The sequence below is a fragment of the Kitasatospora sp. NPDC004615 genome, from assembly GCF_042873545.1.
In the GTDB taxonomy this organism is placed as follows: domain Bacteria; phylum Actinomycetota; class Actinomycetes; order Streptomycetales; family Streptomycetaceae; genus Kitasatospora.
Map to the genome: position 1 here is coordinate 273711 of NZ_JBIALQ010000007.1, position 13818 is coordinate 287528.

General features: G+C 69.0%; 16 protein-coding genes. All 16 read left to right on the forward strand.

The window, feature by feature from the left end:
* Positions 1–120: 120 nt before the first annotated feature.
* Positions 121–1428 carry a preprotein translocase subunit SecY gene (secY, locus tag ACFYS8_RS25035; RefSeq protein WP_387644473.1) on the forward strand — a complete coding sequence of 436 codons (1308 nt, stop codon included), beginning with the start codon at positions 121–123 and terminating at the stop codon, positions 1426–1428.
* Positions 1428–2087: an adenylate kinase gene (locus ACFYS8_RS25040; RefSeq protein ID WP_387644474.1), complete on the forward strand. Its 660-nt coding sequence runs from the start codon at positions 1428–1430 to the stop codon at positions 2085–2087. The genes secY and ACFYS8_RS25040 overlap by 1 nt, the downstream gene beginning before the upstream one ends.
* A 109-nt stretch (positions 2088–2196) precedes the next feature.
* The gene (gene map, locus ACFYS8_RS25045; protein WP_387644476.1) at positions 2197–3033 is read left to right on the forward strand and encodes a type I methionyl aminopeptidase; all 837 of its coding nucleotides are present in this window, start codon (positions 2197–2199) and stop codon (positions 3031–3033) included.
* Positions 3034–3177: 144 nt separating this feature from the next.
* Positions 3178–3612: a large conductance mechanosensitive channel protein MscL gene (mscL, locus tag ACFYS8_RS25050; RefSeq protein WP_387644479.1), complete on the forward strand. Its 435-nt coding sequence runs from the start codon at positions 3178–3180 to the stop codon at positions 3610–3612.
* Positions 3613–3780: 168 nt separating this feature from the next.
* Positions 3781–4002, forward strand: a complete 222-nt coding sequence (infA, locus tag ACFYS8_RS25055) for a translation initiation factor IF-1 (protein WP_003956442.1) — start codon at positions 3781–3783, stop codon at positions 4000–4002.
* Between the two features lie 59 nt (positions 4003–4061).
* Positions 4062–4175: a 50S ribosomal protein L36 gene (gene rpmJ, locus ACFYS8_RS25060; RefSeq protein ID WP_003956441.1), complete on the forward strand. Its 114-nt coding sequence runs from the start codon at positions 4062–4064 to the stop codon at positions 4173–4175.
* A 177-nt stretch (positions 4176–4352) separates the two neighbouring features.
* The gene (rpsM, locus tag ACFYS8_RS25065; protein WP_387644481.1) at positions 4353–4733 is read left to right on the forward strand and encodes a 30S ribosomal protein S13; all 381 of its coding nucleotides are present in this window, start codon (positions 4353–4355) and stop codon (positions 4731–4733) included.
* Positions 4734–4806: 73 nt separating this feature from the next.
* Positions 4807–5214, forward strand: coding sequence for a 30S ribosomal protein S11 (rpsK, locus tag ACFYS8_RS25070; protein ID WP_014136257.1), 408 nt, complete (start codon positions 4807–4809; stop codon positions 5212–5214).
* Between the two features lie 129 nt (positions 5215–5343).
* Entirely contained in the window at positions 5344–6366 is a 1023-nt protein-coding gene (locus ACFYS8_RS25075) for a DNA-directed RNA polymerase subunit alpha (protein WP_030457404.1), read from the forward strand.
* A 126-nt stretch (positions 6367–6492) separates the two neighbouring features.
* Positions 6493–6963 carry a 50S ribosomal protein L17 gene (rplQ, locus tag ACFYS8_RS25080; protein WP_387644484.1) on the forward strand — a complete coding sequence of 157 codons (471 nt, stop codon included), beginning with the start codon at positions 6493–6495 and terminating at the stop codon, positions 6961–6963.
* A 118-nt stretch (positions 6964–7081) separates the two neighbouring features.
* Complete coding sequence (gene truA / locus ACFYS8_RS25085) at positions 7082–7990, forward strand: tRNA pseudouridine(38-40) synthase TruA (RefSeq protein ID WP_387644995.1); 909 nt, start codon at positions 7082–7084, stop codon at positions 7988–7990.
* Positions 7991–8103: 113 nt separating this feature from the next.
* A complete protein-coding gene (locus ACFYS8_RS25090) occupies positions 8104–9762 on the forward strand; it encodes an ABC-F family ATP-binding cassette domain-containing protein (protein ID WP_387644487.1) in 1659 nt (552 codons plus the stop codon).
* A gap of 235 nt (positions 9763–9997) precedes the next feature.
* A complete protein-coding gene (gene rplM, locus ACFYS8_RS25095; RefSeq protein WP_035863497.1) occupies positions 9998–10441 on the forward strand; it encodes a 50S ribosomal protein L13 in 444 nt (147 codons plus the stop codon).
* 47 nt (positions 10442–10488) lie between these two features.
* The gene (gene rpsI, locus ACFYS8_RS25100; protein ID WP_387644491.1) at positions 10489–10995 is read left to right on the forward strand and encodes a 30S ribosomal protein S9; all 507 of its coding nucleotides are present in this window, start codon (positions 10489–10491) and stop codon (positions 10993–10995) included.
* Positions 10996–11130: 135 nt separating this feature from the next.
* Complete coding sequence (gene glmM / locus ACFYS8_RS25105) at positions 11131–12495, forward strand: phosphoglucosamine mutase (RefSeq protein WP_387644493.1); 1365 nt, start codon at positions 11131–11133, stop codon at positions 12493–12495.
* 135 nt (positions 12496–12630) lie between these two features.
* A complete protein-coding gene (locus ACFYS8_RS25110; protein ID WP_387644495.1) occupies positions 12631–13815 on the forward strand; it encodes a hypothetical protein in 1185 nt (394 codons plus the stop codon).
* Positions 13816–13818: the final 3 nt, after the last annotated feature.

Sequence of the window (13818 nt, forward strand, 5' to 3'; positions counted from 1 at the left end):
GGGAGCGGCAGTGCGCGCTTCTGTCGAGCACCCGGGCACTGTTAGAGTCCGTGAAGTTCCCTTACCCCACATCAGGACCGACCCTTCCGCCGACGACGCGCGGGAGGCGCAGGAGGCACCGTGCTCAGTGCGTTCGCGCGGGCGTTCCAGACGCCCGACCTGCGCAAGAAGCTGCTGTTCACGCTGGGCATCATGGTGCTGTTCCGGCTGGGCGCCCACATTCCGATGCCCGGAATCAACTTCGAGGCCGTTCACGCGTGCGTGGCAGGCCAGAAGGAGGGCCTGTTCGGGCTGGTCAATCTGTTCAGTGGCAACGCGCTGCTGCAGCTGACCATCTTCGCGCTCGGCATCATGCCGTACATCACGGCCAGCATCATCCTGCAGCTGCTCACCGTGGTCATTCCGCGACTGGAGGCCCTGAAGAAGGAGGGGCAGTCCGGCCAGGCGAAGATCACCCAGTACACCCGTTACCTGACCATCGCGCTCGCGGTGCTGCAGGGCACCGGCATTCTCGCGACCGCGTCCAGCGGCGCGCTGTTCTCCGGCTGCCCGCAGGGTCAGAACATCGTTCCGGACCAGTCGATCTTCCGGATCGCCACCATGGTGATCATCATGACCGCCGGCACCACGGTGATCATGTGGCTGGGTGAGCTGATCACCGACCGCGGTATCGGCAACGGCATGTCCATCCTGATCTTCACCTCGATCGCGGCCGGCTTCCCCGGCTCGATGTGGGCCATCAAGGGTTCCGGCAAGCTGCTGGACGGCTGGGGCGAGTTCGCCGCGGTCATCCTGGTCGGCATCATCGTGGTCTGCCTGGTCATCTTCGTCGAGCAGGCCCAGCGCCGGATCCCGGTCCAGTACGCGAAGCGGATGGTCGGCCGCCGGTCGTTCGGTGGTACGTCGACCTACATCCCGCTGAAGGTCAACCAGGCCGGTGTGATCCCGGTCATCTTCGCCTCCTCGCTGCTGTACATCCCGGCGCTGGTGGTGCAGCTGACCAACTCGCAGGCGGGCTGGGCGATTTGGATCAAGAACCACTTCATCAAGGGTGACCACCCGATCTACATGGCCACCTACTTCGTGCTGATCGTGTTCTTCGCGTTCTTCTACGTCGCCATCTCCTTCAACCCCGAAGAAGTTGCCGACAATATGAAGAAGTATGGTGGGTTCATCCCGGGCATCCGGGCCGGCCGACCGACGGCCGAGTACCTGAACTACGTGCTCACCCGCATCACGTGGCCGGGTTCGCTGTACCTGGGCCTGATCGCGTTGATCCCGATGGTCGCCCTCGTCGCCTTCGGGCAGCAGACCAACTTCCCGTTCGGCGGCACTTCCGTGCTCATCGTCGTCGGCGTCGGACTCGAAACTGTGAAGCAGATCGAGAGCCAGCTCCAGCAGCGTAATTACGAAGGGTTCCTCCGCTGATGCGTATCGTCCTCGTCGGACCCCCCGGGGCCGGGAAGGGTACTCAGGCGCACGTTCTGGCCAAGACCCTGTCCATTCCCCACATCTCCACGGGTGACCTGTTCCGTGCCAACATCAGCCAGGGCACCCCGCTGGGTGTCGAGGCGAAGGCATACATGGACGCCGGGCGCCTGGTGCCCGACGAGGTCACCATCGGGATGGCCAAGGACCGCATGCTCCAGGAGGACGCCGCCAACGGCTTCCTGCTGGACGGTTTCCCGCGCAACCTGGGTCAGGCGGAGGCGCTGGACGCCTTCCTGACCGAGCAGGGCATCGCGCTGGACGGCGTGCTGGACCTCGAGGTCCCCGAGGACGAGGTCGTCAAGCGGATCGCCGGTCGCCGGCTGTGCCGCAAGAACGGCGCCCACGTCTTCCACGTGGCGTACAACCCGCCGAAGACCGAGGGCGTCTGCGACGAGTGCGGCGGCGAGCTGTACCAGCGCTCGGACGACACCGAGGAAGCCGTGCGGGTCCGGTTGGAGGAGTACCACTCCAAGACCGAGCCGATCATCGGCTACTACCAGGAGCAGGGCCTGCTGGTCACCATCTCCGCCCTCGGCAAGGTGGACGAGGTGACCGAGCGCGCGGTCGCCGCCCTGGAGAAGAACAAGAACGCCTGAGCCACGTGCCAGTGAGACGGCCGGGTCGCCCCGAAGCGGGCGGCCCGGCCGTCTCGGCGTCGTACGGTGGAAGGCAGTCAGAAATCAGAACGTGGAAGGCGTTGACCAGATGGTGGAGATCAAGACCCCCGAGCAGATCGCCAAGATGCGGGCGGCCGGGCTGGTCGTCGCCGAGGCCCTGAAGGCGTGCCGCGAGGCGGTCGTCCCGGGGGTGACCACCGGCGAGCTGAACGACATCGCCGACCAGGTCATCGCCAAGCACGGTGCCACCTCGAACTTCCGGGCCGACCACGGCGGCCTGTGGTTCCCGGGCGTGATCTGCGCCTCGGTGAACGAGGAGGTCGTGCACGGCATCCCCGGCGACAAGGTGCTGAAGGCCGGCGACCTGATCTCGATCGACTGCGGCGCGATCCTGGACGGCTGGCACGGCGACGCGGCGATCACCGTCGCGGTCGGCGAGACCGCCGACGAGAACGTGATGCTGTCGAAGGTCACCGAGGGCTCGATGTGGGCCGGCATCGCCCAGATGAAGAAGGGCAACCGCCTGGTCGACGTCTCCCGGGCGATCGAGGGCTTCATCCGGCGCCAGCCGCTGCCGCCGAAGGGCAAGTGGGGCATCACCGAGGGCTACGGCGGCCACGGCATCGGCACCGCCATGCACATGGAGCCGCACGTGCTGAACTACGTGGCCGGCCGTGGCAAGGGCCCGAAGCTGGTGCCCGGCACGGTGCTGGCGATCGAGCCGATGGTCTCGCTCGGCACGCCGCACACGGCGATCCTGGACGACGACTGGACGGTCGTCACCACCGACGGCACCTGGGCCTCGCACTGGGAGCACTCGGTGGCCATCACCGAGCAGGGCCCGCTGGTGCTGACCGCGTTCGACGGCGGCAAGGCGGAGCTGGCCAAGCTGGGCGTCACCGCGGCGCCGGACCCGCTGGGCTGACCCCGCAGGGGCGGCACGCGCGGCAGCCGGCGGTTTGAGGGACATGTCTCAAAGTGGCGGATCGAGGCCCGGGGGTTTTGACCCCCGGGCCTCTTGTCCTATTTTCGTCAGCTGGTACCCGTAGCAGCTACCCCAGGAGAGACAGTGCTCAAGGGCTTCCGCGACTTCATGATGCGCGGCAACGTCATCGACATGGCCGTCGGTGTGGTCATCGGTGCCGCGTTCACCGGAGTCGTGACCGGCTTCGTGACCGCGTTCCTCACCCCGGTGCTCGGCGTGGTGGTCGGCGCGGCCGGCGACTTCAGCGCGTACAAGGCCACGGTGGCCGGCGTGACCTTCCCGTACGGCCAGTTCCTGAACGTGCTGATCGCGTTCGTCCTGACCGCCGCGGTGCTGTACTTCTGCGTGGTGCTGCCGGTCTCCAAGGCCACCGCCCGGTACATGCCGAAGAAGCCCGCCACGCCCAAGCGGCCGTGCCCCGAGTGCCTGACCGAGATCCCCGAGGCGGCCCGCCGCTGCTCGGCGTGCACCGCGGTGGTGGAGCCGGTGGTGCCCATCCAGGTGATGGCCAAGGGCTGAGAATTTCGCGTCGACGTGGTGCCTGGTTTACGATGGTGCGTCGGCTCTCTCGTAGCGTGTTTCGGCACGCCCTCAGCCCAGGAGGTCTCTCCCGGGTGGAGGTGAAGCCTGGTTCGCACGAGCGTTCCGCATACGGTAGCCGGACCCGAAGGGTGGATCTCGCAGTTCATGGCTAAGAAGCAAGGCGCCATTGAGATCGAGGGCACCGTGATCGAGTCTCTTCCGAACGCGATGTTCAAGGTCGAGCTGCAGAACGGTCACAAGGTCCTCGCGCACATCAGCGGCAAGATGCGCATGCACTACATCCGCATCCTTCCGGATGACCGGGTCGTGGTGGAGCTCAGCCCCTACGACCTGACCCGCGGCCGGATCGTCTACCGCTACAAGTAGGAACAACCCCTCGTCCTGACGAGGGGCTTGCCAGATCGAGACCCCGGAGAACCTGGATCATGAAGGTCAAGCCGAGCGTCAAGAAGATCTGCGACAAGTGCAAGGTGATCCGCCGTCACGGCCGGGTCATGGTGATCTGCGACAACCTGCGCCACAAGCAGCGCCAGGGCTGAGTCACCCCCCAGCATTTCTCGTAGTACCTTCGCGCGACGCGCATCAACGTCATACGCGGGCCGCCCGATCCGTCCGAACAGGACGGACTGCCACCCCCGGTCAGAGGCCGGGGCTCCCTGTCGAGAGACAGCGAGTAGGCGGCTCGTCAGACCTCTGAAGAACCACAGGAGCCATCAATGGCACGCCTCGCCGGCGTTGATCTCCCCCGCGAAAAGCGGATCGAGATCGCCCTCACCTACGTCTACGGCATCGGCCGTACCCGCGCCCAGCAGACGCTGGTCGAGACCGGTGTGAGCCCGGACGTCCGCGTCCGCGACATCACCGAGGAAGACCTCGTCAAGCTGCAGAAGTTCATCGACGCGAACTTCGAGGTCGAGGGTGACCTCCGCCGCGCCGTCGCCGCCGACATCCGCCGCAAGGTCGAGATCGGCTGCTACGAGGGTCTGCGTCACCGCCGTGGCCTGCCGGTCCGCGGTCAGCGCACCCACACCAACGCGCGTACCCGCAAGGGCCCGCGTCGCGCGATCGCCGGTAAGAAGAAGCCGGGCAAGAAGTAGTCCGTCCCGTCAACCGGACATCCCTCCGGCCCGCGGGATAGCGGACCGACCACCTCAGTAGGAGAACAGACTTATGCCCCCCAAGGGTCGTCAGGCTGCCGGCGCGAAGAAGATCCGCCGCAAGGAGAAGAAGAACGTCGCTCACGGGCACGCCCACATCAAGAGCACGTTCAACAACACCATCGTTTCGATCACCGACCCCTCGGGCAACGTGATCTCCTGGGCCTCCGCCGGTCACGTCGGTTTCAAGGGCTCGCGCAAGTCCACCCCGTTCGCCGCGCAGATGGCCGCCGAGGCCGCTGCCCGTCGCGCGCAGGAGCACGGCATGCGCAAGGTCGACGTCTTCGTCAAGGGTCCGGGCTCCGGCCGCGAGACCGCGATCCGTTCGCTCCAGGCCACCGGCCTGGAGGTCGGCTCGATCCAGGACGTCACCCCCACCCCGCACAACGGCTGCCGTCCGCCGAAGCGCCGCCGCGTTTGATCCGGTGCCTTCGGGCGCACGGATAGCGTTTTAAACCTTGTACGGGGTCCCGTTTTGTGCGGGACCCCGTACGCTTGACTCCATCGGCATCAAATAGTGGGTGCCGAAGACAACTGGAGGATCCAGAACATGCTTATCGCTCAGCGTCCTTCGCTGACCGAAGAGGTTGTCGACGAGTTCCGCTCGCGGTTCGTCATCGAGCCGCTGGAGCCGGGCTTCGGCTACACCCTCGGCAACTCGCTCCGTCGCACGCTCCTCTCCTCGATCCCGGGTGCCGCTGTCACCAGCATCCGCATCGACGGTGTCCTGCACGAGTTCACCACCGTGCCGGGCGTCAAGGAGGACGTCACCGACCTCATCCTGAACATCAAGCAGCTGGTCGTCTCCTCGGAGCACGACGAGCCGGTCGTGATGTACCTGCGCAAGCAGGGCCCGGGTGTGGTCACCGCCGCCGACATCGCGCCCCCGGCCGGTGTCGAGGTGCACAACCCCGAGCTGGTCCTCGCCACCCTGAACGGCAAGGGCAAGCTGGAGATGGAGCTGACCGTCGAGCGCGGTCGCGGCTACGTCTCCGCCGTGCAGAACAAGGCTTCCGGCCAGGAGATCGGCCGCATCCCGGTCGACTCGATCTACAGCCCCGTGCTGAAGGTCACCTACAAGGTCGAGGCCACCCGTGTCGAGCAGCGCACCGACTTCGACAAGCTGATCGTCGACGTCGAGACCAAGCCCGCCATGCGTCCGCGCGACGCGATGGCGTCGGCCGGTAAGACCCTGGTCGAGCTGTTCGGCCTGGCCCGCGAGCTGAACGTCGACGCCGAGGGCATCGACATGGGTCCGTCCCCGACGGACGCCGCCCTGGCCGCGGACCTGGCGCTGCCGATCGAGGAGCTGGAGCTCACGGTCCGCTCCTACAACTGCCTCAAGCGCGAGGGCATCCACACCGTGGGTGAGCTCGTTGCCCGCTCGGAGGCCGACCTGCTCGACATCCGCAACTTCGGTGCGAAGTCGATCGACGAGGTCAAGGCGAAGCTGGCCGGCATGGGCCTGGCCCTCAAGGACAGCCCGCCCGGATTCGACCCGACCGCTGCCGCCGACGCCTTCGGCGCCGACGACCTGGACGACCAGGGCTACGCGGAGACCGAGCAGTACTGAGTTTTGGCACCGGGGGCGGTTCCCAGTGAACCGCCCCCGGCACCATGAAAAGTCGTGCGGACGCGGTGTCCGTGCGCCCGCTGCGGTACCTGGTACGGCCGCAGTCGGAGATTCAAGGAGCTGAACATGCCCCGTCCCACCAAGGGCGCCCGCCTCGGCGGCGGCCCGCACCACGAGCCGCTGCTGCTGGCCGGCCTGGCCCGCGAGCTGTTCCAGTACGGCCGCATCACCACCACCGAGGCCAAGGCCCGTCGCCTGCGCCCGCTGGCGGAGAAGCTGATCACCAAGGCGAAGAAGGGCGACATCCACAACCGTCGCCTGGTGCGCAAGACCATCACCGACGTGTCGGTCCTGCACACCCTCTTCACCGAGATCGCCCCGCGGTTCGAGAACCGCCCCGGCGGTTACACCCGCATCACCAAGATCGGCACCCGTCGTGGCGACAACGCCCCGATGGCCGTGATCGAGCTGGTCGAGGGCGAGATCGCCACCAAGGCGACCGTCGCCGAGGCCGAGGCCGCTGCCAAGCGCGCCGTCAAGGAGGCCGACCAGGCCGCCGAGGCCAAGGCCGACGAGGCCGAGACCACCGAGGCCTGAGCCTCCTAGGTCCGTGACCGGGCCCGTTCTCCCGTCCGACGGGGGAGCGGGCCCGTTCGCATCTCAGCAGCGAGACAGGGGAGTTGGAGTGGTGAACGACTGCGCGGAGCAGCCGCCGGTGAAGGACGGCCCGGCCGACGGGCACACCCGGATCAGGCTGGATCTGGCGTACCACGGCGCGGAGTTCTCCGGCTGGGCCCGGCAGCGCGGACGGCGCACCGTGCAGGGCGAGCTCGAAGACGCACTGCGGATCGTGCTGCGGAGCGAAGAGAACTTCCCGCTGACCGTGGCCGGGCGGACCGACGCCGGGGTGCACGCGCGCGGGCAGGTCGCGCACGTCGACCTGCCGGACGAGCTGTGGGCCCAGCACGGCGAGAAGCTGCTGCGCAGGCTCGCCGGGCGGCTGCCGGCCGACGTCCGGGTGTACCGGCTCTCCGAGGCACCGCACGGGTTCGACGCGCGGTTCGCCGCGATCTGGCGGCGGTACGCGTACCGGGTCGCCGACCACCAGGGCGGGGTCGACCCGATGCTGCGCGGGCACGTGCTGTGGCACGACCGGCCGCTGGACGTGGAGAAGATGAACGCCGCCGCGAAGCTGCTCGTCGGCGAGCACGACTTCGCCGCCTACTGCAAGAAGCGCGAGGGCGCGACGACCATCCGCACCCTGCTGGAAGTCCACTGGGAGCGGGTGCCGATCGACCCGTACGCCGCCCAGGAGGGCTCGCTGGCGGTGGCGACGGTGCGGGCGGACGCGTTCTGCCACAACATGGTGCGCGCGCTGGTCGGCGCGATGCTGCTGGTCGGCGACGGGCACCGGCCGGTGGAGTTCCCGGGCGAGGTGCTGGCCGGCGGGGTGCGGAATTCGGCGGTGAACGTCATCCGGCCGCACGGGCTGACGCTGGAGGAGGTCGGGTACCCGGAGGACTCGCTGCTGGCGGAGCGGAATCGGGTTTCGCGGCGGCTTCGGACTCTGGGCGGGGATGCCGCCGAGGGTGCCACGGCATCCGCGTCGGGCGGATCCGACTGAGGGTGCCCTCCCGCTTCGCGCGGTTCCCCGCGCCCCTGGCGGGGCGCGGGTACTCGGGGGGTGACAGGTAATCCGTTTTGTCGCCCGGCGAGGGCTTGGCACAATTCCGTGGCATGGGACACGTCGAAATCTCGCACCTGGAGTACTACCTGCCGGACGGGCGGGTGCTGTTCGACGACGCGTCCTTCCGCGTCGGCGAGGGCGCGGCCGTGGCGCTGGTCGGCGCGAACGGCGCGGGGAAGACCACGCTGCTGCGCATGATCGCGGGGGATGTGCAGCCGCACGGCGGTTCGGTGACGGTGAGCGGCGGGCTGGGCGTGATGCGCCAGTTCGTCGGTACCACCGGCCGGGAGGACGCGAAGGACACCCCGGGTGCGCTGGCCGCCGACGCCTCGGTGCGGGACCTGCTGGTCTCGGTCGCGCCGAAGCGGATCGCGGACGCCGCCCGCCGGGTGGACGCCGCCGAACTGGCGATGATCGCGCAGGACGACGAGAAGTCGCAGATGGCGTACGCGCAGGCGCTCTCCGACTGGTCGGACGCCGGCGGCTACGAGTACGAGGCCGACTGGGACGTCTGCACCATGGCCGCGCTCGGCATGTCGTTCGACCGCGCGCAGTGGCGGGGTCTGAACACGCTGTCCGGCGGTGAGCAGAAGCGGCTGGTGCTGGAGGCCCTGCTGCGCGGCCCCGACGAGGTGCTGCTGCTGGACGAGCCGGACAACTACCTGGACGTACCGGGCAAGCGCTGGCTGGAAGAGGCGATCCGGGCCACCAACAAGACGGTGCTGTACATCTCGCACGACCGCGAGCTGCTCTCCCGTACCGCCGAGAAGATCATCGCGGTGGAGTCCGGCGCGGCCGGCTCCAGCGTGTGGGTGCACGGTGGCGGCTTCGACACCTTCCACGATGCGCGCAAGGCCCGGTTCGAGCGGTTCGAGGAGCTGCGCCGCCGGTGGGACGAGGAGCACGCCAAGCTGAAGAAGCTGGTGGTGACGCTGCGGCAGGCGGCGGCGGTCAGCCACGAGATGGCGTCCCGGTACGCGGCCGCGCAGACCAGGCTGAAGAAGTTCGAGGACGCTGGCCCGCCGGAGGCGCCGCCGCGCGAGCAGTCCATCAGCATGCGGCTGAAGGGCGGCCGCACCGGCGTGCGGGCGTTCACCATGCAGGGCCTGGAGCTGACCGGGCTGATGAAGCCGTTCGACCTGGAGGTCTTCTACGGCGAGCGGGTCGGCGTGCTGGGCTCGAACGGCTCCGGCAAGTCGCACTTCCTGCGGCTGCTGGCCGGCGACGAGTCGGTGAAGCACGGCGGCACCTGGAAGCTCGGCGCCCGGGTGGTGCCGGGGCACTTCCGGCAGACCCACGCGCACCCGGAGCTGCTGGGCCGCACGGTGCGGGCGATCGTCGAGGAGGAGCACGCGCTGTCCCGCGGCGCCGCGATGTCGGCGCTGCGCCGCTACGAGCTGGACCGGCAGGAGGAGCAGAAGTTCGAGTCGCTGTCCGGCGGGCAGCAGGCCCGGCTGATGATCCTCAAGCTGGAGCTGTCGGGCGTGACGGCGCTGCTGCTGGACGAGCCGACCGACAACCTGGACCTGGAGAGCGCGGAGGCGCTGCAGCAGGGCCTGGAGGCGTTCGACGGCACGGTGCTGTGCGTCACCCACGACCGCTGGTTCGCCCGGACCTTCGACCGGTTCCTGGTGTTCGGCTCGGACGGCCGGGTCTACGAGTCGCCCGAGCCGGTCTGGGACGAGGCCCGGGTCGTCCGGGACCGCTGATTCCGCGGCGGCGATGCCGGGCCGGTTTGGAGTCAGTGCCCCCGGCCCGGTATTGTTGGCTGCTGTTGTGCGTATTGGCTCGCTCTATCTCACGTGAGAGGTCGGTACGCCGGAGACACCACAGGCCGAACTCCAGTGGCCAATGCCCGAATTGCGTCCGGGACGGTTGGCTGGAGGCCCCAGGTCCTGTGTGCTCCTGTCAGGACCCACTCACTGAAAAGCGAAGGCTACGACCGTGCGTACGTACAGCCCCAAGCCCGGCGACGTCCAGCGTCAGTGGCACGTCATCGACGCGACCGACGTCGTGCTCGGCCGCCTGGCCTCCCAGGCCGCCAACCTCCTGCGGGGCAAGCACAAGGCGATCTACGCGCCGCACGTTGACACTGGTGACTTCGTCATCATCATCAACGCCGACAAGGTGCACCTCTCGGGCAACAAGAAGACCCAGAAGCTCGCCTACCGTCACAGCGGCTTCCCGGGCGGTCTCCGCTCGGTGCGCTACGACGACCTGCTGGCGAACAACCCGGAGAAGGCCGTCGAGAAGGCCATCAAGGGCATGGTTCCGAAGAACAGCCTCGGCCGTCAGATGCTCTCGAAGCTGAAGGTCTACTCGGGCGACCAGCACCCGCACGCTGCGCAGCAGCCGGTGCCGTTCGAGATCTCCCAGGTCGCGCAGTAATTCCGGCCACCCACACCCCAACTGACGTAGAAGAGCTGAGGAACACCGTGGCCGAGACTGTCACCGAGACCACCCTCGAGGTCGAATTCGACGACGAGAACGTCGACGAGTACACCACCGAGTCCGAGTACACCACCGAGTCGCTGGCCGGCCGCTTCGGCGAGGCCGTCCCCGGCGCCGGCCTCGGCCGCCGCAAGGAGGCGATCGCCCGCGTGCGCATCGTCCCCGGCACCGGCCAGTGGAAGATCAACGGTCGCACCCTGGAGAACTACTTCCCCAACAAGGTGCACCAGCAGACCGTGAACGAGCCCTTCAAGCTCCTCGAGCTGGACGGCCGTTACGACGTTGTCGCCCGCATCTCGGGTGGCGGCGTCTCCGGTCAGGCCTACGCGCTGCGCCTCGGCGTGGCCCGTGCGCTGAACGAGGCGGACGTGGACAACAACCGCGGCCCGCTGAAGAAGGCCGGCTTCCTGACCCGTGACTCTCGCGCCGTCGAGCGCAAGAAGGCCGGTCTGAAGAAGGCCCGCAAGGCGCCGCAGTACAGCAAGCGCTAATCGCACCCTGCATGCGATCCTCGCCCCGGAGCACTTCGTGCTCCGGGGCGTTGTGCCTCCCGGACTCGTGCGGGGTCCGCGGGGGCTGGTACCAACCGAGCCGCAAGGCGCTGACAGGACGGGACGAACGCGAACATGGCACGACTCTTCGGTACGGACGGGGTGCGCGGGGTGGCCAATGTGGGCCTGACCGCGGAACTGGCGCTCGGCCTGTCAGTGGCCGCCGCCCATGTGCTCGGCGACGCGAACGCGTTCGAGGGGCACCGGCCGGTCGCCGTGGTCGGCCGTGACCCCCGCGCGTCCGGAGAGTTCCTGGAGGCCGCCGTCATCGCCGGCCTGGCCAGCGCCGGCGTCGACGTGCTGCGGGTCGGCGTGCTGCCCACCCCGGCGGTCGCGTACCTGACCGGCGCGCTCGGCGCGGACTTCGGCGTGATGCTCTCCGCCAGCCACAACGCGATGCCCGACAACGGCATCAAGTTCCTCGCCCGCGGCGGCCACAAGCTGGACGACGCCATCGAGGACGCGATCGAGGCGCACTACCGCCGCTACGGCGTCGGTGACGAGACCTGGGAGCGGCCGACCGGCGCCGCGGTGGGCCGGGTCCGCCAGTACAACGAGGGCTTCGACCGGTACGTGGCGCACCTCGTCGCGGTGCTGCCGAACCGGCTGGACGGCGTGAAGGTCGTCATCGACGGCGCGCACGGCGCGGCCGCCCGGGTCGCCCCGGAGGCGTTCGCCCGGGCCGGCGCCGAGGTGGTGTACACCCTGGGCACCGAGCCGACCGGCCTGAACATCAACGACGGCGTCGGCTCCACCCACCTGGAAAAGCTGCGCGTCGCGATGAAGGAGCACAAGGCCGACCTGGGCATCGCCCTGGACGGCGACGCGGACCGCTGCCTGGCCGCCGACGCCGAGGGCAACGAGGTCGACGGCGACCAGATCCTGGCGATCCTCGCGGTCGCCATGAAGGAAGCGGGCACGCTGCGCCGCAACACCGCGGTGGCCACCGTGATGTCCAACCTCGGCTTCAAGCTGGCGATGGAACGCGAGGGCATCGCGCTGGTGCAGACCGCGGTCGGCGACCGGTACGTGCTGGAGGAGATGAAGCAGCACGGTTTCGCGCTCGGCGGTGAGCAGTCCGGCCACGTGATCCTGCTGGACCACGCCACCACCGGCGACGGCACCCTGACCGGCCTGATGCTCGGCGCCCGGCTGGCCGCCACCAAGCAGCCGCTGGCCGACCTCGCCACCGTGATGACCCGGCTGCCGCAGGTGCTGATCAACGTCAAGGGTGTCGACAAGGATCGGGTCGAGTCCTGCCTCGAACTCCAGGCCGCCGTCGCCGAGGCGGAGGCCGAGCTCGGCACCACCGGCCGGGTGCTGCTGCGCAAGTCCGGCACCGAGCCGCTGGTCAGGGTGATGGTCGAAGCGGTCGGCCACGAGCAGGCCCAGTCGGTCTGCGAGCGCCTTGCCGAATCGGTTCGCCTGCACCTGGGCTGAATCGGCGTCAAGCCCGCTGCGGCGCGCGGGAATGCGATAGGACTACTGCTTGACGGCGGCTTGGGCCGCCCATGGAATCGGACGGATTTCCGGGTAGGATCTGCACGCGTTCAGTGAAGGGTGGCGGAGAATCAGATGACCGACGCGCAGCAGCAGGGGCAGCCCGGGGGGGCGCTACCGCAGGGCCAGCCCGTGCCACCGCAGGGCCAGCCGCCGCAGCAGGGGCAGCCGATGCCTCCGCAGCAGGGCCAGCCGCCGCAGGGCTACGGCTTCCCGCCGCCGCAGCAGGGCCAGCCGGTCCCGCAGCAGCAGGGTTACGGCTTCCCGCCGCCGCAGCAGCAGGGCTACGGCTTCCCGCCGCAGCAGCAGCAGCAGCCGGCCTTCCCGGCCCAGCAGGGCTTCGGCCCGCCCGGGCCGGCGCAGACGCCGATGGCCCGCCCCGACGCGCAGGGCGGGCCGGGCTTCCCGCCCGCCGGCGTCCCGCACGGCCGCTACGGCCCGGGGACGTTCCAGAGCTCCGACCTGGACGAGCCCGACTGGGAGGCGCTGGCCCAGCAGAACGAGGCGCAGTCCCGGAGCAAGAAGCGGGTCGCGCTGATCGGCGGCGGTCTGGCAGCGGTGCTGGTCGTCGGCGGCATCGTCGGTGCGTCGATCTACCTGACCAACGGCAAGGCGCGGGTCGAGGCTCAGCCGACCACGGGGACCAGCTCCTCGGGGCAGCCCAACGGCGGCGGCGGCGACGCGAGCCCCAGCGCGAGCGCGAGCGCGAGTGGGGGCGGCAAGGGGTCCGTGACTCCGCAGAAGGCCGAGGACGCGATCTCGCAGGGAAGCACCGACAAGGCCGACGCGAGCGTCCAGACCATGTTCCCGGACGACAAGGTGACGGTTCAGGGCCGCGTGTACACGCGGGCCGCGGTGGACTTCAGCGGCGCCTGCGGCGACGTCACCACCAATGGTCTCGGGCCGGTGCTGCGCGACCAGATCTGCAAGGGCCTGTACCGGGCGACCTACTTGTCCGACAAGCAGGTGATCACGGTCGGCATCGCGGTGTTCGATGACAAGGTCCAGGCCGTCAAGGTCGACCAGGGGTTCAAGGGCAACATGCAGGTGCTGCCGGCCGACGGCGCGCCGAAGGTCTGCGGCGGTGACGCCACCGGCTGCAAGAGCGACCACAAGACGTTCGGCCGGTACACCTACATCACGATCTCCGGCAACAAGGACGGCAGCGCGGTCGGGGACGGCGACCAGGCCACCAAGGACATCCTCGGCTCGGTGAAGGCGACCCTGCTGGCGCGGGGCACCAAGGCGGCCGGCGGATGACCG